Annotated in this window: 20 protein-coding genes; 15 read left to right on the forward strand and 5 right to left on the reverse strand. The window is 62.9% G+C overall.

Annotation, left to right across the window (positions count from 1 at the left end; translation table 11 throughout):
* Positions 1–123: 123 nt before the first annotated feature.
* Entirely contained in the window at positions 124–411 is a 288-nt protein-coding gene (locus tag CK215_RS11950) for a hypothetical protein (RefSeq protein WP_245307357.1), read from the reverse strand.
* 611 nt (positions 412–1,022) lie between these two features.
* Complete coding sequence (locus tag CK215_RS11960) at positions 1,023–1,475, reverse strand: YidB family protein (RefSeq protein WP_067002068.1); 453 nt, start codon at positions 1,473–1,475, stop codon at positions 1,023–1,025.
* A 418-nt stretch (positions 1,476–1,893) separates the two neighbouring features.
* On the opposite strand from CK215_RS11960, the gene CK215_RS11965 reads away from it, so the two are divergent.
* The 3 genes from CK215_RS11965 to CK215_RS11975 all read left to right on the forward strand — a co-directional run bounded on the left by CK215_RS11965 (position 1,894) and on the right by CK215_RS11975 (position 3,671).
* Entirely contained in the window at positions 1,894–2,652 is a 759-nt protein-coding gene (locus CK215_RS11965; RefSeq protein WP_095831029.1) for a DUF4142 domain-containing protein, read from the forward strand.
* A 20-nt stretch (positions 2,653–2,672) separates the two neighbouring features.
* On the forward strand, positions 2,673–3,275 hold the full coding sequence (locus CK215_RS11970) for a hypothetical protein (protein WP_095831030.1): 603 nt from the start codon (positions 2,673–2,675) through the stop codon (positions 3,273–3,275).
* A gap of 213 nt (positions 3,276–3,488) precedes the next feature.
* The gene (locus tag CK215_RS11975) at positions 3,489–3,671 is read left to right on the forward strand and encodes a hypothetical protein (RefSeq protein WP_067002221.1); all 183 of its coding nucleotides are present in this window, start codon (positions 3,489–3,491) and stop codon (positions 3,669–3,671) included.
* A gap of 177 nt (positions 3,672–3,848) precedes the next feature.
* Here CK215_RS11975 and CK215_RS30710 read toward each other — a convergent pair whose 3' ends face one another.
* Positions 3,849–4,124, reverse strand: a complete 276-nt coding sequence (locus tag CK215_RS30710; protein WP_141245470.1) for a hypothetical protein — start codon at positions 4,122–4,124, stop codon at positions 3,849–3,851.
* Positions 4,125–4,438: 314 nt separating this feature from the next.
* On the opposite strand from CK215_RS30710, the gene CK215_RS11985 reads away from it, so the two are divergent.
* The 3 genes from CK215_RS11985 to CK215_RS11995 all read left to right on the forward strand — a co-directional run bounded on the left by CK215_RS11985 (position 4,439) and on the right by CK215_RS11995 (position 6,565).
* On the forward strand, positions 4,439–5,020 hold the full coding sequence (locus tag CK215_RS11985; protein WP_095831032.1) for a VOC family protein: 582 nt from the start codon (positions 4,439–4,441) through the stop codon (positions 5,018–5,020).
* Between the two features lie 21 nt (positions 5,021–5,041).
* On the forward strand, positions 5,042–5,920 hold the full coding sequence (locus CK215_RS11990; RefSeq protein WP_095831033.1) for a glutathione S-transferase family protein: 879 nt from the start codon (positions 5,042–5,044) through the stop codon (positions 5,918–5,920).
* Positions 5,921–6,175: 255 nt separating this feature from the next.
* Entirely contained in the window at positions 6,176–6,565 is a 390-nt protein-coding gene (locus tag CK215_RS11995; RefSeq protein WP_067002225.1) for a hypothetical protein, read from the forward strand.
* An 87-nt stretch (positions 6,566–6,652) separates the two neighbouring features.
* On the opposite strand, the gene CK215_RS12000 is transcribed toward CK215_RS11995, so the two are convergent.
* A complete protein-coding gene (locus CK215_RS12000) occupies positions 6,653–6,874 on the reverse strand; it encodes a hypothetical protein (RefSeq protein WP_067319298.1) in 222 nt (73 codons plus the stop codon).
* 640 nt (positions 6,875–7,514) lie between these two features.
* Between CK215_RS12000 and CK215_RS12010 the strand changes: the two genes are divergently transcribed.
* The 7 genes from CK215_RS12010 to phoB all read left to right on the forward strand — a co-directional run bounded on the left by CK215_RS12010 (position 7,515) and on the right by phoB (position 16,609).
* Positions 7,515–10,892 (forward strand): response regulator, encoded by a 3,378-nt coding sequence (locus tag CK215_RS12010; RefSeq protein WP_245418665.1) that lies wholly within the window; start codon positions 7,515–7,517, stop codon positions 10,890–10,892.
* A 518-nt stretch (positions 10,893–11,410) separates the two neighbouring features.
* Positions 11,411–12,469: a phosphate ABC transporter substrate-binding protein PstS gene (gene pstS, locus CK215_RS12015; protein ID WP_067002085.1), complete on the forward strand. Its 1,059-nt coding sequence runs from the start codon at positions 11,411–11,413 to the stop codon at positions 12,467–12,469.
* 64 nt (positions 12,470–12,533) lie between these two features.
* Entirely contained in the window at positions 12,534–13,520 is a 987-nt protein-coding gene (gene pstC, locus CK215_RS12020; protein ID WP_067002087.1) for a phosphate ABC transporter permease subunit PstC, read from the forward strand.
* Positions 13,521–13,523: 3 nt separating this feature from the next.
* Positions 13,524–14,375 (forward strand): phosphate ABC transporter permease PstA, encoded by an 852-nt coding sequence (pstA, locus tag CK215_RS12025; protein WP_095831034.1) that lies wholly within the window; start codon positions 13,524–13,526, stop codon positions 14,373–14,375.
* Complete coding sequence (pstB, locus tag CK215_RS12030; RefSeq protein ID WP_067002093.1) at positions 14,372–15,175, forward strand: phosphate ABC transporter ATP-binding protein PstB; 804 nt, start codon at positions 14,372–14,374, stop codon at positions 15,173–15,175. Before pstA ends, pstB begins: the two co-directional genes overlap by 4 nt.
* Positions 15,176–15,195: 20 nt before the next feature.
* Positions 15,196–15,900, forward strand: a complete 705-nt coding sequence (phoU, locus tag CK215_RS12035; protein ID WP_095778163.1) for a phosphate signaling complex protein PhoU — start codon at positions 15,196–15,198, stop codon at positions 15,898–15,900.
* Between the two features lie 19 nt (positions 15,901–15,919).
* Entirely contained in the window at positions 15,920–16,609 is a 690-nt protein-coding gene (phoB, locus tag CK215_RS12040; protein ID WP_010911896.1) for a phosphate regulon transcriptional regulator PhoB, read from the forward strand.
* A 316-nt stretch (positions 16,610–16,925) separates the two neighbouring features.
* On the opposite strand, the gene CK215_RS12045 is transcribed toward phoB, so the two are convergent.
* Positions 16,926–18,161 (reverse strand): ROK family transcriptional regulator, encoded by a 1,236-nt coding sequence (locus CK215_RS12045; RefSeq protein ID WP_095831035.1) that lies wholly within the window; start codon positions 18,159–18,161, stop codon positions 16,926–16,928.
* A gap of 348 nt (positions 18,162–18,509) precedes the next feature.
* On the opposite strand from CK215_RS12045, the gene xylF reads away from it, so the two are divergent.
* Together xylF and CK215_RS12055 are read left to right on the forward strand one after the other, a co-directional pair.
* Positions 18,510–19,550: a D-xylose ABC transporter substrate-binding protein gene (xylF, locus tag CK215_RS12050; RefSeq protein WP_095831036.1), complete on the forward strand. Its 1,041-nt coding sequence runs from the start codon at positions 18,510–18,512 to the stop codon at positions 19,548–19,550.
* A 236-nt stretch (positions 19,551–19,786) separates the two neighbouring features.
* Complete coding sequence (locus CK215_RS12055; protein ID WP_095831128.1) at positions 19,787–21,151, forward strand: sugar ABC transporter permease; 1,365 nt, start codon at positions 19,787–19,789, stop codon at positions 21,149–21,151.
* Positions 21,152–21,154: the final 3 nt, after the last annotated feature.

A 21,154-nucleotide genomic window follows, 5' to 3' on the forward strand; every position in this document is an offset into this window, starting at 1 on the left:
CCCCTGGGCTTTGAAGCCCCTGTTTCCCCGCTGTCCCATGAGAGGAAGGCGCTGCGCTATTTCCCGGTAAGAAACGGCGTGGCTCAGTCATGCGATAGCGTCTAGGCACCGATTCGGCCTTGGCTACCATCCCAATTGGATTATCTGGGAAAGATCGGCGATGTCGCCATATATCATCGAGCCTTTGACGAGAAAACACTTGCCATGCAAGACCTCGGACAGTGAGCTCGACGCGGTGCAAACCGGCAAAACCTTATGGCCATTGGCTTCGGTCGGGCCGATGCTGATGACGAGGAAAGCAATCGCAACGAGAGTCGTTCTGCTCATATCCAACCCCTCAAGCCTACTAGCTGCCAGGGCTGCAAAACCGGTTGCCTCCTCAAAGTAGCATCGGGCAATGATGGGATTCATCGTATCGATTGGAGAAGCGGCTCATCTATCTGCCGTAGGCGCAAAGACGGATTAGCCCCCGCCTGTTCAGTGGCCTCCACCATGCAGGCTAACGCTTCTTTGTTTCCCAGCCGAACCACAACGCCTCGAATTGCCCACCACCAAGGCGCTTGAATTCCGAACTTCTTCAAAGCGTTCAGGAGCTTCACGTCGTGCATCTATCGCGCTTGCTGAAAAAGGCGGCGCGGAACAGTGCAGCCTAAAGATGGGGGCGCCCGGCCTGTGGCATATCGGGGGACCTAGGGCAGACAGGCCGGGCCTTTTACCCCATGTGGGCAAGGGGCAAGTCTGTACTATGCGCCACCTTTCGACGGCTGACATCAGAACTTTAGGCGTAGCTAATAAACTCCGTCGCGATTAATGAGCGCAAGCGAGGGACCTTTGGCTGCCTCTGCGGCTACACCCCTGATGGGATTGACCGCTCATAGTCAGCACGCTCCCAAACGGAAGCGGCAAACCGCTCACCTGCGAAAGCGGGATGAGTTGCGCCATGACCGTTGCAAGTCCTCGCGCTTCTCAAGACAGGCTTTTCGCAAACGCTGACGGACTTGGAGTGTGACCTTGCCGCGCCATCAACGCTGTGGTGGCACCGGATCGAGCAGGGTGACATCGTCGGGCCCCGCGGGTGGCAGTTCGCCATTGGGCGTCAGCTTGTTGACCGCCTCGGGCAAGTCCCTGGTTATCCTGGCTATCAGCTCATCGCGGGACAAGCCGGTCTGCATTGAAAGAGAAGCCAGTGTTTCGTCGTCTATTGCCGCCTCGACATCTTTCGGCTCGATCGGCTGGTTGGGTCCGCTACTAACCCAAGAATCCACCTTGGAACCGGCTCCCGCATTTCTGAAGCGGTCGACAATATCCCCAAGCGCCGTCCCCGATACGCCTTTGGACAGCTGATCCAAGATCCCTCCCTGCAGACTATTTGGATCGCGATTTCCCGCGCCGCGGAGCAGCTCTCCGATCTTGTCGCGATTTTGGTAGGCGAGAATGCCCAATATGGCGACAGCCAGTCTTCCCAGGTTTGCCATTGATTTCCTCCCAGCAATTACAACGGAAGAGCCCGTGATCACAAAGGTTCCGTGTAACGTGAAAAGTTTGCCGAGAGGCCAGCAAGCGAGGTCATCTTGCAATCAACAGGCTGGATCACGAGCCGCTTGATTTAGACGCATAAAGTCCTGGACGAAGGCCGCTCGGAAAGCCGCAATAATCTCCGGTGGCACCCCCTTCAACCTGCTTGCCACCGGCGACAAGCCATACTGAAAGAATCCTGCTGGCCGCGATACCTATTGGCTTTTGTTCAGGAGCGTGGCGGGACCGAAAACCGGCAGCCGGGTCCTAGTGAAAAGAATGCCGGTACTCCTCGCTAAATCAAACCGCGCTCGGAACAAAGGTGTCGGACGCTTGTTGGGTTTGCAGCACGATCTGTGCCTAACCAGGAACCTCTCCATGAAAAATCGCCATCTACTGGTTGCGCTGACCACAGCCGCCGCCATCACATTCGCAGTGCCTGCCTTTGCCGCCGACGACGCCCAGGGGTTCGTCGACAAGGCTGCCAACGGGGGGATGTTCGAGGTCGAGTCGAGCAAGATCGCCCAAGGCAAAGCCCAGGATCAGGCGGTCAAAGACTTCGCCCAAAAGATGATCGACGAGCATGGGGCGGCCAATGCAAAACTCGAAACGATTGCCGGCGAGCAGAAGCTCAAAGTGCCCGCCGAGACGGATGCCAAGCACAAGAGCGACCTCGACGCCCTTCAGAACGGCAAGGATCCGGTCGAAAAGACCTATGTGCAGATGCAGCGTGATGCGCACGCGGATGCCGTGGAGCTGTTCGAGAACTACGCCAAGGATGGCGACAATCCCCAGCTCAAGGCGTTCGCTTCGGAGACCTTGCCCACACTCAAAATGCATAAGGAAATGATCGAGAAGATCGCTTCCGCCATGGACGATGAAACCGGCACGACGACGAGTTCGACAACTCCCGCCGTCACGACGACCGACACCAAAAATCCGGCTGCTCCGGTGCCAGGCGCCAATAGCTTCACGGAAGACCAGGCCAAGAGCCGGATCCAGGATGCCGGCTTCTCGGATGTCTCAGCGCTAACCAAGGACGATCAAGGCATCTGGCGCGGTCAGGCCACCAAGGACGGAAAGAAGACAACTGTGGCGCTCGATTATCAAGGCAACGTCGTTGCCGGCAGCAACTGAGAACGGATTGGAGTTCAACCATGAGAACCGTGACCGGACTATTTGACAATTATGACGACGCTTCCGATGCCGTCGGTGAACTCGAAGCAATCGGCGTTCCGCATTCCGGCATCAGCATCGTCGCCAATAATTCGACCGGCTGGTACCAAGATGATCGCTCGAATGCCGCCGAAGATGCGGCTGGCGGTGCCGGTGTGGGTGCCCTCATTGGCGGCGCCGGCGGGTTGCTGACGGGGCTAGGGATCATGGCTATCCCAGGCGTGGGCCCTGTTGTCGCCGCAGGGTGGCTCGCCGCTACCGCTGCAGGCGCATTGGGAGGCGCAGTTGTCGGCGGGGCTGCCGGTGGCATCGTCGGAGCCCTTACCGACTCCGGGGTCCCGGAAAGGGATGCTCATGTCTACGCCGAAGGTGTGCGCCGCGGCGGGACGTTGGTCACGGCCAAGGTTAGCGACGCGTTGGCCGGCGAAGCCGAGAGCATCCTCGGTCAATCAAGATCGGTGAACTTGGAAGATCGCCGCAGTGCCTACGAAGCCGACGGTTGGACGAGCTTTGACGCTGGCGCCGAAAACTACACCGCCGACGAGATCGAACGCGATCGGGCGCGCTACGCAAATCGCGTTTGACCATATCGCCCCCAGGCGAAGGGCTTGGGGGCTTCACGCTCTGGCGCGTAGACAGCGCCTCCATGCCCGGAGCAACGCAGCTCGGTCCATCCGCTCAATAAAGTTCTCTGCGGCCTCGACGCGCGAGCCAGCTGTGATGCGGGGAGTGAAAAGTGATTTTGCGGCGCGCAACGCGCGGGTTACGCTATGTCACTTGCCAAAAGGAGGATGATGATGAAAGCCTTCCTCGGAACGATCTTAGCGCTGGGCCTGTCCGTCTCTGCAGCATCAGCCAATTGCCCGGCACACGCGAAGGATCAAGCCTCAGTCGACGCGCAGCAGACGGCGAGTGTTGACAAGTCCGACACGTCAACATCGACGGAAATCAAGAAAGAAACCCCGGCGAAGTCGGAGTAGTGCTTCTTCTTCGAAGGTAGATTGAGAGAGTGTCAGCGCTGCGGGTAGTAACACCCGAGAGCGGGCTACCATGAAGAGCCATGCGGCGCGAGGACGGCGTGAGTGTCGCCGCTATCGCTGAGAAGCTTCGCTGATCGGCGACATGAAAGCGTAGCGGTGTCGCCAGTTCGGGCGTCTTCAAGGACGGTCTACAAATAAGGCTTCCGTCGGCTGCCGACGCTGAACCAAAAGTCTAATGCCGGCTCGGGTCCGTTCACGAGACGCTCTCTCCAACAACAGCGACAGCTGATGCAGGTGCATCGATTGGGCGTCTTCAAGCAACTGCAAAAAGCTGGACGCCTTGCCTCGCGGCAACCGGCGGCGCTTTAGCGCAGCGATGCGCGCGCGCTGGCGCTTGATGTGCTGCTCGGCCTGCAGAACATGGCGTTCCGCCATTTGGATGTCGTCGGCCAAGGCCATGGTTGTAAACGGCGGTGTCGGGCAGGCGGTTCCGCTGACCCGGCCGGCCCTCGAGCATGGTGCAGCAGAGCCTTGCGCATCCTCCTTGCGGCCGGCGATGACGTGCTGGTGCGATGCTGCGCGCCGCTTCTGGCGCAACGCCTCGGATTGAATTAGCATCCGATAATCAAAGTTTCGGCCGCGATCCAGCAGGACGCGAAAATGCGGAACCCAGCGAGCGGAGCCGTGCGGCGGTGCCTGCCGGGCGCCGATTTAAGGCTGCCTGGCCCCATCGTCCGGCGGCAGGCGCGGCGGGCCGGGAGGAGCCAATGCAAAAACTGCAGTCGCAAGGCGTCCATCACATCACGCTGGTCGGCGCCGATCGCCAGACCTCCATCGATTTCTGGGAAGGCGTGCTCGGCATGCCATTCATCTTCGAGCAGCCCAATCTCGACAAGGCGAGCGAAAGCCACCTCTATTTCGACCCGGGCGATGGCCGGCTGATCACCGTCTTCACCGACGAGAGCCGCAGCCCGGTCAAGCGGCGCACGCCGACCGATACCGGCTGTGTCCACCACATCGCGTTCTCGGTGTCGCGCGTGACGTTCCTGCAGGCAGTCGGCCGGCTCGACGAACGCGCCATCAAGCACAGCGGCGTCAAAGACCGCGGCTTCATGGATTCGATCTATTTCGAGGATCCGCTTGGGCTGGTGATCGAGCTTGCCTCCTACCGGTTCGAGCCACCCGCGGGCTTCAGCCATGCCGACGTTCTGATGGCGGCGCACAAGATCCGCGTTGCGCGCGGCGACTACAATATCGCCGAGGCGCACCTTGCCGACGCCATCCAGGCGCTGGTCGAGCGATCGCGCGAAACATTGTCCGAGAACCGGGCGGCGAAAAATCCATACTGAACAGCTCAGAGGGAGGACCAGATGGCAAAGGCTGCAACGAAGGGAACGAAGAAGGCCGCCGCCAAGCCGGCAGCGAAGATGGCAAAGCCGGCGGCAAAGGTGACTGCCGCCAAGATGTCGGCCAAAGCAGTCAAGCCGGCCGCAAAAGCCGCGCCTAAAGCAACGGCAAAGGCAGCGCTTAAAGCCAAGGCGCAGCCGGCGAAGAAGCCCGCGGTCAAGCTCAGCATGCTAAGGCCCAGCGTCAACAACATGACGGTCCGGGTGTTCACGCGAGCGGCCGGGCTCGACCATGCCGAGACCGACGCCTGGGGCCTGACGCGCACGCCGGAATTCCTGGCGCGGAACCCGGCGCATCTGACTCCGATGATCGAGGACAAAGGACTTCCCAGAGGCGTGCTTTGGGAAAGCTGCGCAATCATGCAGTACCTCGCCAACAAGCACGGGCTGGACAAGTTCTATCCGAAGGCGCCGGCCAAGCGGGCGATGGTCGACAGCGCCATGTTCTACCTGGTCGGAACGCTCTATCCCTATGTGGCCAGGGCCACTTATCCGGCACTTGGCTTTCCGCAATATGCCGGCGAGGTCGGCCACAGCGATGCCCATCCCGACAAGAAATCGGAGGCGCAAAAGGCTGCCATCGCCGCAATCGCCGAGCCGCTGGAGGTCTTTCATAGCTTCTTCAGGGACGGCAAGCCTTTCATCGGCGGCAACAACCCGTCGATCGCCGACATCCGTCTGGCGGCGACACTGGAGTTTCTGGCGGTCATCGACTATGCGCTGCCCAACTGGGCGAAGGACTATATGGCTGCGATCGAGAAGAAGCTCGGCAAGGCCTATGTTGAGCCGGCCGGCGACGTACGCGGCTACATCGCCCATGTGAAGGCTCAGGCCACGGCTTAAGAAATGCGCGAGGTTTAGGGTTTCGTTAACCAAACCCTTGTCTAGTGTCTCGGTCCTCGCTGCGACCACGGATGTACTGGCGCGATTGCCGAGGAGAAGGAAAGGTCGGCTCAACGCCGGCCTTTTGCTTTTGCGCCGGCGCGCCAGCGTCACGACACCATGATTTTGTCGGTTTGCCGGCGCGGTTGAAATTCTATTGTCATCCGCGTCGTTGATCGTACCATGCGAACGGGCGAAAGCGGCGAGGACAGAGCCATGAGAAGCACGGCTAGACTTTCAGCGATCGCAGGCGCGCTGCTGGCGATGCCTTTTCCGGCAGATGCTGCATCGCTCAACACGATGAACGAGGTCGGCGCCGCGCTGCAGGCGTGCTGGACGCCGCCGGCCGAAGCCGGAACTGCCTCGGTCACCTTGAGCTTCAGCTTCAAGCGCGACGGCACGCTGATCGGCCCGCCGAAGCCAACGGCCATCAAGGTCAACGGGGATGACAAGGCGCGTCAGGCCTATGTCGACGCGGCGACCGCCGCCCTGCGAAATTGCCTGCCGCTCAGCTTTTCGCCGGACCTCGCAAAAGGAATTCCAGGGAAGATCTTTACGCTTCAATTCAATTCGCCGAAGGACAACGCCAAAGCAATTCAGCAGTAGAACTGCCAAGTTGCTCAGTTTCGCCTTCGCCGATTTCCAACAGAAAACGGCTATGCTTTCTAGGTGGCGCTTTGTTGCTGGACAGCGCTACGCCGGATTGCGCCTGCGGCGGGCATTGGCGTGTTTTTCCAGTTGCGGCATTTCGAAGACGTAGTCGCTCCAGGCCGATTCCGGAATTTGGCCGGCCAGATAGCATTCCAACAATAGATTTTGCTCGGGTGTCAGACGCCTCGGGGCCCGCTCGTGATCCAGTCCAAGCGAATGGATCAGGTTTCTCGTCAGGCCTGAGACGGTGAAATGAACAGACATCTTCGCTCCCCTTCGTGCTGCGCCGATAACGCCAGACACCACACAAAGGTTTCACGCGCAGTGAGGAAACACGCGATCTTATCGTAGCTGCGAGGCTACTCGCAGACGACGCGATAGCGCTTACCGGGTTCGCTCACATTCCGGCAGGCGAGCGCCTTCTGTGGCTGGGAGGACGCATCAGCCAAATCCGGCTGAAAGGAAGGGGCCGTCGAAACACGTCTTCGACTGGGGGAACTCACCGGGGCGCTCGGCTGCTGAGGAAATACGTCCGTCGCGATCTGCCGCGAAGCTGTTGTTCCTGGCGGGGCCTTGTCCCAAATGCGCCTGACGTCCATCCGGCTTGGAATGATGACGGTTCCGTCGTCGCTGCGCGTGCAGCCGCTCGCCGCGAGCAGCGCCGGACAGAGAACAAAAGTCAGCATTCGACCAAGCATCAGCTATACCCCCACCGATTTTATAGCCCGGCAGCGGTGGGTTCGCCAACGGACGGATTACCGCAGCGAGGTCGGACCGGCGTCCGCCTAAAACCCGTTAACGGCATCGGGCGTGTTCGGTTGCGAATCGTTAAGGTTAGCCGATCGTTAATGCTTGTCGGGCACATTCCGCCGACGAACCGGGAGGGTTCGGCCTGGGGGTAGGGATGGCGGATAGGGACGGTACTTTCGAGATGGGCGCCGCCCGTTCTTTCGAAGGCGCGGTCGAGCGCGGCGAGGCGGCGGTCCCCCGCGCCCCCGATCAGCATGCGGCCGCGACCTCGGAAGCGCTTGCCAATCTTCGCCTGATGGTCGATTCGATGCCGATCGGCGTCATTGTCCTCGATGCCGACCTCAGGGCGGAGATCATCAACCGCGCCTTCTACGACTTCTGGAAGATCGATCCGCTTCGCGCCACTGCCGGCTGCGGCTTCCGCGAGCTGATGGAGGCCAGCCGCGACGCCGACCCCTATGGTGCCGACGAGGTGGGCTGGCAACGCCACATCGCCGAGCGCGAGGCCGAAATCCGGGCAGGCGTTGCCGGTTCCAGGCAGTTGCCGCGCAATGACGGCCGCGTGCTGATCGCCTCGCTGGCACCGCTTGCCGGCGGCAAGCGTCTGATCTCCTATGTCGACATCACCGACATGAAGCATCGCGAGACCGAGGCAGAGGATGCGCGCAAGAATCTCGCCACGGTGCTGGAGTCGCTGCCGGCCGGCGTCATCATCTATGACCGCCACGATGAATTCGTCTTCGCCAACCGCAAGCTGCATGACAGTTTGCCGGCGCTGAAGCCGGCCTGGCAGCCGGGCCGCACCTTACGCGAGGCGCTCGCTCTCGGTCATTCCGCCGGCTATTTCCGGTCGAGCGGCGACGTCGAGATCGACAATCTCTATGGTGTCGACAAAGAACGCTGGCTCGACGCCATGCTGAAGCGTTACCACCTGCCCAATTCGTCCTATGAACGGCTCAATCCCGACGGTCGTTGGTTCCAGGTCTACGACATGAGAGCGGACGACGGCACGTTCATAGGGGTGCGCGTCGACATTTCCGACATCAAGGCCCGCGAGAAGGCGCTGCGCGACTCGATGCGGCAGATCGACCTTTACCGGCATGTCATGGACGAATTGCCGGTGGCGGCGTTCATCAAGGCCGAGGATCTTACAATCGAGTTCGTCAACAAGGCCTGGTGCGCGCTGACCGGCGTTGCCAAGGAAGACGTCATCGGCAAGACGGACCGGCAGCTTTTCGGCGCCGAGGACGCCGAAAGCTACAGCCATGACGATGCCGAGGTCATCGCGACCGGCAAGGGGCGCGAAGTCGAGGAGCCTGTCAGCCATCGCGACGGCACGGTGCGGCAGCTGATGACGCGCAAGAGCCGCCTCGTCGCGACCGACGGATCGGTGCATCTGGTCGGTTCCAGCACCGACATCACCGAGGTCAAGGCGCGCGAGCGGGCGCTCAAGGAAAGCATGAGCGAGAACGAGGTGTTCCGCAACCTGATCGACAACGTGCCGGTGTCGATCTACGCGAAGCGTTCGGATCTAAGGCAATTCTACGTCAACAAGGGCTGGTGCGATCTCACCGGCTTCAGCAAGGAAGAGGCGATCGGCAAGACCGACGTCGAGATCTTCGGCGCGGACGGCGAAGCTTTCGTCGCCGGCGACCTGGCGGTGCTGCGCACCGGCGAGACGCAGGAGATCGAAGAACAGGTGACGCTGCCGGACGGCAGCGTGCGTCACCAGTTCGCGCGCAAGGGCGCGATGATCGCGTCCGACGGTTCGCTCTATCTGATCGGGTCGACCACGGACATTACGGAACTGAAACAGCGCGAGGCCGAGCTCAGCGAGGCGCGCCGGCGTGCCGTGCTTGCCGACCGCGCCAAGTCGGAGTTCCTCGCCAATATGAGCCACGAGATCCGTACGCCGATGAACGGCGTGCTCGGCATGGCCGAGTTGCTCGCAAAGTCGGACCTCGACCCAAAGCAGAGGACGTTCACCGACATCATCGTCAAATCGGGCAACGCGTTGCTCACCATCATCAACGACATCCTCGACTTCTCCAAGATCGACGCCGGCCAGCTCGTGCTCGACCCGGCGCCCTTCAACCTTGCCGAGGCGATCGAGGATGTGGCGACGCTGGTGTCGACCCGCGCCAAGGAAAAGGACCTCGAGCTCATCGTTCGCGTCCAGCCCGGGCTCGACGGGCAGTTCGTCGGCGACGTCGGCCGGATCCGACAGATCGTCACCAACCTGCTCGGCAATGCGGTGAAGTTCACCGACAAGGGCCATGTGCTGGTCGAGGTGACCGGCGAGCGCGTTCCGTCGGGGACGAAGCTCGCCATCTCGGTCACCGATACCGGCATCGGCATTCCCGAAGACAAGCTGAAGCTGGTGTTCGAGAAATTCAGCCAGGTCGACACCTCCTCGACAAGACGGCACGAGGGCACCGGGCTCGGCCTTGCCATCACCTCGCGGCTGGTCGAGCTGATGGGCGGCGAGATCGGCGTCGACAGCGCCGAGAGCAAGGGCTCGACCTTCTGGTTCACCGTCACGCTGCCGCGGGCCGAGCGAGGCGGCCAGCGGATCATGCCGGTCGACGTGACCGGCGCGCGCGTGCTGATCGTCGACGACAATGCCGTCAACCGCGCGATCCTCAGCGAGCAGATGGCTTCGTGGACCTTCGATTCCTGCGCGGCCGAAAGCGGCGCCGAGGGACTGAAGGTGCTGATTGCGGCTGCCGCCTACGGCGTGCCTGTCGACTGCGTCGTGCTCGACTACCAGATGCCGGGCATGACCGGCGCCGAAATGGCGCGCATCGTGCGCAACACCGCCGGCCTCGCGCACACGCCGATCATCATGCTGACCTCGGTCGACCAGTCGCTCGCCAGCGCCGCCTACCGCGATCTCGGCATCGATGCGCAGCTGATCAAGCCGGCGCGTTCCTCGATCTTGCTGGAGACGCTGGTCGCCACCATCCAGCGTCATCGCCACAGCACGGCGGCCATCCATCCGGCCTTGACCGGCGGCGTCGAGACCGGGGCCGGCGCGCCGCAGGCGTCCACGGCGCAGGCGACGGCGGCGGATCGCGTCCTGCTGCAGCCGCCGCCGGCGCGTGCCCGTCCACGCCTGGCCGGCGCGGAGCGCGGGCTCGACATTCTCGTCGCCGAGGACAACGAGGTGAACCAGATGGTGTTCACGCAAATCCTGGGCGAGACCGGATACCAGTTCGAAATCGTCGGCAACGGCCGCAAGGCGCTGGACGCGTTCGGCAGGCTTACCCCGCGCATGATCCTGATGGATGTGTCGATGCCCGAGATGAGCGGCCTGGAGGCGACCGCGGCCATCCGCCGGCTCGAAACCGAGATGGGCACGCATGTGCCAATCGTCGGCGTCACCGCGCATGCGTTGAAGGGTGACCGCGAGCGCTGCCTGGAAGCCGGCATGGATGATTACCTGCCGAAGCCGATCAGCCCGAAGGCGCTGCTCGAGAAGCTTGAAAGATGGCTCGGGTCGGACGCGGAAGTCCGCCGCAGCGCCGGATAACAGCCTTTCTGCGCGGCCGTTCACGGCGTCGTCGACGAGGTCCGTCGGCGGTCGTCCAACGCAGACATATGGTGTGATCGCACCATACAAAACGAAGGCCAGGTCAGGACAATGGCTGCTGTCGATTCCGCCCTTCGGTTACGGGCGGGAGCAGCGACCGCCGGCCAAGGAACAGCGTCGACTCTACCCCAACGGACCTGTTTTCGGCGATGGCCATGCCATGATCCGCTCTGGCGCACAGGCAACGCGCTCTCGTCCGGATTTTATTTCCCGGCGGCCGGAGATCCGGCCGCCGGGATAATTTTTGATTCAAAAGTCGGACAAGCTGCTGATTCCCGCGGCAAACTTCGGCTCGGTCCGCAAATGGCGGCCGCAGGCCCCCCCAGGCATCGTGTTCAGGCGTTACCGGGCTGACACGAAACTGTCATGCGACTGTAATAATCGAAGTCTATTGCGCTCACCAGGCGCCGATAGACAAGGGTTGCCGAAAGACCATATTCCGAACAGGAGCAGGCCACATGAGACATTTCATCCGCTCGGCGGCCGTTGCGATTGCAATGGCTGCGGCATCCACGCTTTCCCTCTCCGCCGCTATGGCGGCCGACATCTCCGGTGCCGGCGCTACCTTCCCCTATCCGATCTATGCCAAGTGGGCCGACGCCTACAAGAAGGAGACCGGCATCGGTCTCAACTATCAGTCGATCGGCTCCGGCGGCGGCATCAAGCAGATCAAGGCCAAGACCGTGACCTTCGGCGCCTCGGACGCGCCGCTCAAGGGCGAGGATCTCAAGTCGACCGGGCTCGCGCAGTTCCCGATGGTGATGGGCGGCATCGTTCCGGTCGTCAACCTCGAAGGTGTCAAGCCGGGCGAACTGGTGCTCGACGGCCCGACGCTGGCCGACATCTTCGTCGGCAAGATCACCAACTGGAACGACGAGGCGATCAAGAAGCTCAACCCCGACGTCAAGCTGCCCGACCAGGCGATCGCGGTCGTGCACCGTTCGGACGGCTCGGGCACCACGTTCAACTTCAGCTACTATCTGGCCGAAGTCAGCGCCGACTGGAAGTCGAAGGTCGGCGTCAATACCGCGCTCGAGTGGCCGGTGGGCATCGGCGCCAAGGGCAACGAAGGCGTCGCCAACAACGTCGCGCAGACCGGTGGCGCGATCGGCTATGTCGAGTATGCCTATGCCAAGCAGAACAAGCTCACCTATACCGACCTGATCAATAAGGACGGCAAGAAGGTAGAGCCGACCGCTGCCGCGTTCTCGGCCGCTGCAGCCAATGCCGACTGGAGCTCCAAGCCTGGCTACGGCGTCATTCTGGCCAACCAGGCTGGTGCTGAAAGCTGGCCGATGACCTCCGCGACCTGGATCCTCGTCTACCAGAAGCCCGACGATGCTGCGGCCACCACCGAAGCGCTCAAGTTCTTCGCCTGGTCCTACGCCAAGGGCGACGACATGGCCGCCGAGCTGGACTATGTTCCGATGCCCGACGCGGTCGTGAAGAGCGTCGAGGAAATGTGGAGCAAGGACATCGTCGACAGCAACGGCAAGCCGCTCTACTCCGGCATGTAATTCCTACGGAATAAGGAGGGCGCCTCCAGCGCCCTCCTGTCTCTTTCGAAATGCGAGGGGCGAAATGACAGCCGTTTCCGAAGCCGTGACATCGTCCGCCATACGGACCAGGGAAGCGACGGTGCGCCGCTTCGCCCTGACCGACACGATCTTCCGAACGGTCACGCGTCTCTCCGCCATACTCGTGCTGGTTCTTCTGGGCGGCGTCGCGGTCTCGCTGATCGCCGGCTCGTGGGAGGCGCTGTCGAAGTTCGGCTTCTCCTTCCTGACCACTGAATCCTGGAATCCGGTGACCGAGAATTTCGGCGCGCTCGCGCCCATCTACGGCACCGTCGTCACCTCAGCCATCGCCATCCTCATTGCCGTGCCGATCGGCATCGGCATCGCCGTCTTCCTGACCGAGCTCTGCCCGCGCCCGCTCAGGCGCCCGATCGGCATCGCGGTCGAGCTGCTCGCCGGCATTCCCTCGATCATCTACGGCATCTGGGGCCTGTTCGTCTTCGCGCCATTCCTGCAGACGACGGTACAGCCGTTCATCATCAATCTTTTCCACGGCATACCGGGTCTCGCCAGCCTGTTTGCCGGTCCGCCCTACGGCATCGGCCTGCTGACGTCGTCGCTGATCCTGGCCATCATGGTGCTGCCCTTCATCACCTCGATCACCAAGGACGTGTTCGACACGGTGCCAGCGGTGCTGAAGGAATCGGCCTACGGCATCGGCTGCACGACCTGGGAAGTGACCCGGCGTGTGGTCATCCCCTATACGCGGGTCGGCATCATGGGCGGCGTCATGCTCGGTCTTGGCCGCGCGCTCGGCGAGACGATGGCCGTCACCTTCGTCATCGGCAACGCGCACCGCATCAGCGCCTCGCTGTTTGCGCCCGGCACGACGATCTCGGCGACCATCGCCAACGAATTCACCGAAGCCGACGGCGAGCTTTACACGTCCTCACTGGTGGCGCTCGGACTGATCCTGTTCATCATCACCTTCATCATCCTCGCGCTCGCACGCTACATGCTGTTGCGCATCGATAGCCGCACGGGAGCCTGACCGATGTCGACAGTCGCATCGCTCCACCGAAGCCGCAAGCGCAAGAACGCCGTGATGATGGCGCTCTGCACCATAGCGGCGGGCATTGGCCTCGTCTGGCTGGCGCTGATCCTCGGCGCCCTTCTCTATAAGGGACTCTCGGGGCTCTCGCTTTCGGTGTTCACGCAAATGACACCGCCGCCCGGCGACGCCGGCGGCCTGCTCAACGCCATCTACGGCAGCATCGTGATGACCGTCATCGGCATCGTCGTCGGCACGCCGATCGGCGTGCTCGCCGGAACCTATATGGCCGAGTACGGGCGCTTCTCGCGCCTCACCACGGTGGTGCGCTTCATCAACGACATCCTGTTGTCGGCGCCGTCGATCATCGTCGGCCTGTTCGTCTACGAGCTGATGGTGCGGCCGATGGGTCATTTCTCGGCGATCGCCGGCGCGGTGGCGCTGTCGATCCTGGTGATCCCCGTGGTAGTGCGCACCACCGAGGACATGCTGAACCTTGTGCCCAACGCGCTGCGCGAGGCTGGCACCGCCATCGGCGCGCCGCGCTGGGTGGTGATCCGCTCGGTCGCCTATCGCGCCGCATTGTCCGGCATCGTCACCGGCATATTGCTGGCGATCGCCCGCATTTCGGGCGAGACGGCGCCGCTGCTCTTCACAGCGCTCAACAACCAGTTCTGGTCGAGCAATCTCAACGCGCCGATGGCCAGCCTGCCGGTGACCATCTTCCAGTTTGCGCTGAGCCCTTATGAGGAATGGCAGCAACTGGCCTGGACGGGCGCACTGATAATCACCCTGACGGTTCTCGGGCTGAGCATCTTCGCCCGCAGCCTTACCGGACGCAGAGAGGACAGATGAAACCGATGTTGTCCACCGACCTGAACGTAGCCGAGACGACCGCCGAGAAGGCCAAGATCGAAGTCAAGAACCTCAACTTCTACTATGGCCAGTCGAAGGCGCTGAAGGACATCAACCTGTCGCTGCCCGAGCGCAGCGTCACCGCCTTCATCGGACCTTCGGGCTGCGGAAAGTCGACGCTGCTGCGCGTGCTCAACCGCATCTACGAGCTCTACCCGAAGCAGAGCGCCGAAGGCCAGGTGCTGCTCGACGGCAAGAACATCCTCGACCGCTCGCAGGACCTCAACCTGCTCAGGACCAAGATCGGCATGGTGTTCCAGAAGCCGACGCCGTTCCCGATGTCGATCTACGAGAACATCGCCTTCGGCGTCAGGCTGTATGAGAAGATAAGCAAGGCCGAGATGGACAATCGCGTCGAACAGGCGCTGAAGCGCGCCGCGCTGTGGAACGAGGTCAAGGACAAGCTCAACGCCAGCGGCCAGAGCCTTTCGGGCGGCCAGCAGCAGCGGCTCTGCATCGCCCGCACGGTGGCGGTGAAGCCGGAGGTCATCCTGCTGGACGAGCCGGCATCGGCGCTCGATCCGCTCTCGACCGCCAAGATCGAGGAGCTGATCGACGAGCTGCAGGCCGACTACACGATCGTGATCGTCACCCACAACATGCAGCAGGCGGCGCGCGTCTCGCGGCAGACGGCGTTCATGTATCTCGGCGAGCTGATCGAATTCGACCGGACCGAAAAGATTTTCACCTCGCCCCGCGAGAAGCGCACGCAGGACTACATCACCGGCCGCTTCGGCTGAGTTCATACGAGGACATAACCATGGCCCATACGGTCGCTTCCTTCGACGAGGATCTGAGGCAGATCAGCCAGCTCATCCGCGACATGGGCGATCTTGCCGGCTCGATGGTCGGCGCGTCGACCAAGGCTCTGCTGAATTCCGACAACGCGCTGGCGCAGCGCGTGGTCTCCGACGATGCCATCATGGACGCGCGCCAGCGCGAGCTCGACGATCGCGCCATCACGCTGATCGCCAAACGCCAGCCGATGGCCGACGACCTGCGCAGCGTCGTTGGCGCCATCCGGATGGCCGGCGATCTCGAGCGCATCGGCGACCTTGCCAAGAACATCGCTAAGCGCGTCGGCTCGGTCGGCATCAGCGCCGCGCCGCGCGACCTTTCGCACTCCATCGATTCGATGGCGCAGCTGGTGCTGATCCAAGTGCAGGGCGTGATCGAGGAATACACGGCCGGCGACGCCACGGCGCTCGCCAAGCTCCGCAACGACGACGAGCGCATCGACGTCAAATACACCTCCGTCTTCCGCGAGCTCCTGACCTACATGATGGAGGATCCGCGCAACATCACGGCTTGCACGCATCTGTTGTTCTGCGCCAAGAATCTGGAGCGCATAGGCGACCACGTCACCAACATCGCCGAGAACGCCTACTATGTGCTGACCGGCACGCAATTGCCTGCGAATCGTCCTAAGCAGGACGAGACGGCGATGTCGGCGCCGGCGGCCTGACAGCGAAGGTGCCTGCTAAATGATCGCGCCACGCATCATGGTGGTGGAGGACGAGGAACCGCTGGGGGTGCTGCTCCGCTACAACCTCGAATCCGAGGGCTATCAGGTCGAGGTGGTGACGCGCGGCGACGAGGCCGAGATCCGCCTGCAGGAGAATGTGCCCGACCTTCTGGTGCTCGACTGGATGGTGCCGGCGGTGTCCGGCATCGAGCTTTGCCGGCGCCTCAGGATGCGGCCCGAGACCGAACGCCTGCCGATCATCATGCTGACCGCGCGCGGCGAGGAAAGCGACAGGGTGCGCGGCCTCTCGACCGGCGCCGACGACTATCTGGTCAAGCCGTTCTCGACGCCGGAATTCATGGCCAGGGTCAAGGCGCTGCTGCGCCGCGCCAAGCCGGAGGTGCTGTCCAGCGTGCTCAAGGTCGGCGACATCGTGCTCGATCGCGAATCGCATCGCGTCTACCGCAAGAAGAGCGAGATCCGGCTCGGCCCGACCGAGTTCAGGCTGCTGGAATTCATGATGCGGCATCCCGGCCGGGTGTTCTCGCGCAGCCAGCTGCTCGACAATGTCTGGGGCGAGACGATCTATATCGACGAGCGCACCGTGGACGTGCATGTCGGACGCCTGCGCAAGGCGGTCAACAACGGCCGGATGCCCGATGTGATCCGCACCATTCGCGGGGCGGGCTACGCGATCAGGGAAGACTAGATCCAGGGCACCGAAGGTCTGACGGGTTCTATCTGCGCTGGCGGGTTATCGAGACGCTGGTGCTTCGCCGTCCACGGGCGGAGCACGAAGCGTCGCGACGCGGCGCAGACCCGACGATCCACGCGACTTCCACGCGCCGCGGCGGTGCAGAAATTCTGCTCCGCTCATCCGACGATTGAGGTAATGGCATGGATTCCAGGGTCTCCGCGACGGAGCTTCGCTCCTGCTCCGCCCTGGAATGACGAAGCTGCGGGGCCTTCGCTAATCTCCGGCGTCTGCAGGACCCACAGAAGCCAACGATCGCTATCGAAGCTGCTCAGGCCACGTTCTTGCCCGCTCTTGCCTGCACGCCCGGGGCGAAAATCTCCTGGTCGACGAAGGTCAGCGCGCGCATGGCGCAGCCCTCGCGGATCAGCGGCAATTCGTTCGGCTCAGTATCGAAGGAGATCGAATTTGAATGCTGGCCACCGGCAGTCTGGCCGATCGCCTCGCGCAGCGCCGGCTCGATCAGGTCGAAGGCGGCGGCGCTGACGCCGACCATGGCGACCGGCGCTGGGTCGATCAGCGCGAACAGGCTGCCGAGGCCGAAGCCCAGCGCCTCCCCGGCCCGGCGATAGGCCTCGCGCTCCGGGCCATCCGTCTCGCGCGCCTTGGCCGCGAGCGCCCGCATGTCGGCGTCGCCGACATCGACCGGCTCGGCGTTCTCGCTCATCTTCATGGCGCTGCGCCAGATGGCGTAGTTGCCGGCATAGGCTTCGACGCAGCCGCGGCGTCCGCAACGGCAAAGCGCGCCGCCCGGACGATGGATCATGTGGCCGAACTCGCCGCCGGAAGAATGCGTGCCGGTGAACAGCTCGCCCTTCAGCACCAGGCCCATGCCGATGCCGTGCGAGAGCAGGATGGCGATGAAATTGTCGCGATAGCGGTCGGGATCGCGCCACTGCAGCGCCACCGCCATCATGTTACAGTCGTTTTCCATGGTGGCCGGAATGCCGAATTCCTTTTCCAGGATGTCGGCGAAGGGAATGTCGGTCAGCGGCGTGATCGGCGACCATAGCATGGCGCGGGCATGGGAATCGGTGATGCCCTGGATGCCCATGGCGATGCGGGCGACGCTGCCGACGTCGAGGTCCGGATCGTCCAGCCGGCGCCGCACGATCGCCAAGCATTCGCCGATCAGCTCGTCGCGCGGCATGGTGAGCGTATCGAGGCGGCGCTGCTCCTCGGCGATGACCTGGCCCGCATAATCGATAACGGCGACCGAGAGGAAATTGAGCGACAGCACCACCGTTACCACCGCTGCCGCCTCAGGCTTGAGCGCGAGGCCCACCTGTGGCCGGCCGCGCTTCAGAGACGCGGTCTCGCTCGGCTTGCTCTCGGCCAGGATGCCTTCCTGGATCAGGTCGGAAGAGATCGCCGAAATGGTCGAATGGCTGAGCCCGGTGGTCGCGGCGATTTCCGTGCGCGACGGCTGGCCGGCCCGGCGCAAGGCCGAGAGCACCATGGCGCGGTTGCGCCGGCGCAGATCGTCGTGGCGGATTCCGACCGACATTTTTTCTCCTCCCAGTCAGCGCGGCCTCTCGATCATGCACAGGACCCGGCGACGCGCCAGATCGATTCACCCGGACGCCGGCACCCGAACCGTCCGGGTTTTTACAAGTTTCGGTGGACGCGGGCTGCGCCTCCTCCGAACTGTTCCCCGATAGTGGCAGAAGCGGTCGGCACTGTCATTATTTATTACGGGTCTCGAAAAAAAGTACGCGACACGTCAAAAACCGTCAGAATTGCAGTTGACAGCGCCCTAGCCTTGGATCAGTATTTTTTCGAGGCTCGAAAAAAAGCCTTTGCATGGTCTTCGGGCCAATCTGGGTCGCGCCGCGAGGGGCGCAGGGAGGATATCATGAAGAGATTCGCAGCCGCCATGCTGGCGGGCGTCGCCATGTCGTTGACGTTGGCGTCGGTCGCCGAGGCGAAGGACAAGGTGATCGGCGTTTCGTGGTCCAATTTCCAGGAAGAGCGCTGGAAGACCGACGAAGCGGCGATGAAGAAGGCGATCGAGGCCGCGGGCGACAAGTATATATCCGCCGACGCACAGTCCAATCCAGGCAAGCAGCTGACCGACGTCGAAAGCCTGATCTCGCAGGGCGCCAATGCGCTGATCATCCTGGCGCAGGACGCCTCGGCGATCGGACCGGCGGTGCAGAAGGCACTCGACGAAGGCATTCCGGTCGTCGGCTACGACCGCCTGATCGAGAACAAGGACGTGTTCTATCTGACCTTCGACAACAAGGAAGTCGGCCGCATGCAGGCCCGCGAGGTGTTCAAGGCCAAGCCCGAGGGCAATTACGTCTTCATCAAGGGCTCGGGCGCCGACCCGAACGCCGATTTCCTGTTCTCCGGCTCGATGGAAGTGCTGAAAGAAGCCATGGACAGCGGCAAGATCAAGAATGTCGGCGAGGCCTATACCGATGGCTGGCTTCCCGCCAATGCGCAGAAGAACATGGAGCAGTTCCTGACCGCCAACGACAACAAGGTCGACGCGGTGGTGGCGGCCAATGACGGCACCGCCGGCGGCGTCGTCGCGGCGCTGACGGCGCAAGGGCTGGCCGGCACCGTTCCGGTCTCGGGCCAGGACGGCGACCATGCCGCGCTGAACCGCATCGCGCTCGGCACCCAGACGGTGTCGGTGTGGAAGGACGCGCGCGAGCTCGGCAAGCACGCCGCCGAGATCGCCTCGCAGCTCGCCGACGGCAAGAAGATGACCGACATCGCGGGCGCCAAGGACTTCACGACGCCTGGCGGCAACACCGTCAAGTCGCTGTTCCTGACCCCGGTCGCAATCACCAAGGATAATCTCAACCTCGTCATCGACGCGGGTTGGATAAAGAAGGATGAAGTCTGCGCGGGCGTTGCCGCCGGCAGCGTCGCGGTCTGCAACTAAGCTGGCCGTCAGGTTCAAACGCAGCGCCGCGGCCGTTGGGCCGCGGCGTTTCTCCAAAGGCTTTCGGGCGTACTGAAGCCGGAGACCATTGGGGCAGTTCACTGTCCGGCAGGATCGCCGAACTGCTCCAGCCGTTTGTTTGTGCGTAATTCCAGGCGGCTACGCACTTTTCCTGGAATTGCTCTAGCATCGTGGTCCGGCATCCGCGCCAGACGGCAAGCCGGTGGGAGGAGATCATGACCGATACGACCTCTGATACGCCGGCCAACCCGGCGGCGGATCGCGCGCGGGCTTCCGAACTGAGCACCGTCGGGCGCTTCCTCACGGCGACTGAGCTCGACACACGCATGCTCGGCATGGTCGGCGCGCTGCTGATCATCTGGATCGGCCTGCATGTCATCTCGAGCCTGCGGCTCGGCGTCAATCCACTCGATTTCGACAGCCGAACGTTCCTGACGCCGCGCAACCTGTGGAACCTGTCGGTGCAGACCTCGGCCGTGGCCATCATGGCTTCCGGCATGGTGCTGGTCATCGTCATGCGCAACATCGATCTCTCCGTCGGATCCGCCGAGGGTTTGATCGGCATGGTCATGGGCTTTGCCCAAGTGCATTTCCTGGTGCGAATGGTTGGGCTCGAGCTTGGCAATCCCTGGATCTGGGTGCTGGCACTGTTGATCGGCCTGGCGCTCGGCCTGCTGATCGGCGCCTTCCAGGGCTTCGTCATCGCCTATCTCGAAGTGCCGGCCTTCATCGTGACGCTTGGCGGGCTGCTGGTCTGGCGCGGTGCTGCCTGGTGGGTCACCAGCGGCCAGACGGTGGCGCCGCTCGACGCCACCTTCCAGCTGATGGGCGGCGGACCAGCCGGCTCGATCGGCGCCAAATGGAGCTGGATCGTCGGCGCCGTCGCCTGTGTTGCCGTGGTGTTTGCGCTGTTCAACGGCAGGGTGCAGCGCAAGCGCTTCCGTTTCCCGCTGCGTCCGATCTGGGCCGAGACGCTGCTCGGCGCGGTCACCTGCGCGGTCGTCATGGGCGCGGTGTGGCTGGCCAATTCCTATCCCTGGCCGGTCGGCATCGTGAACCGCTACGCCGCCGCCAACAACCTCACGGTCCCCGAAGGCGGCCTGTTCATCGCCCACGGCATCGCCATTCCGGTGCTGATGGCGATCGCCGTCGGCCTCGTCATGACCTTCATCACCAAGCGCACTCGCTTCGGCCGCTATGTCTTTGCCATCGGCGGCAATCCGGAAGCGGCCAACCTTGCCGGCATCAACACGCGCTGGATCACCATGAAGGTGTTCATGATCATGGGTGTGCTGGCGACGATCGCCGCGGCGATCTCGTCGGCGCGGCAGAATTCGTCGACCAATGCGCTCGGCACGCTGGACGAGCTCCTGGTCATCGCCGCGGCGGTCATCGGCGGCACCTCGCTCGCCGGCGGCTCGGGAACCGTGCTCGGCGCTATGCTCGGGGCGCTGCTGATGCAGTCGCTGCAGTCCGGCATGGTGCTTCTCGGCGTCGATTCGCCGCTGCAAAGCATCGTCGTCGGCGCCGTGCTGGTCATCGCGGTCTGGCTCGACACCATCTACCGCAAGCGGGTGTGAAGG

Source organism: Mesorhizobium sp. WSM3864, assembly GCF_002294955.1.
Classification (GTDB): domain Bacteria; phylum Pseudomonadota; class Alphaproteobacteria; order Rhizobiales; family Rhizobiaceae; genus Mesorhizobium.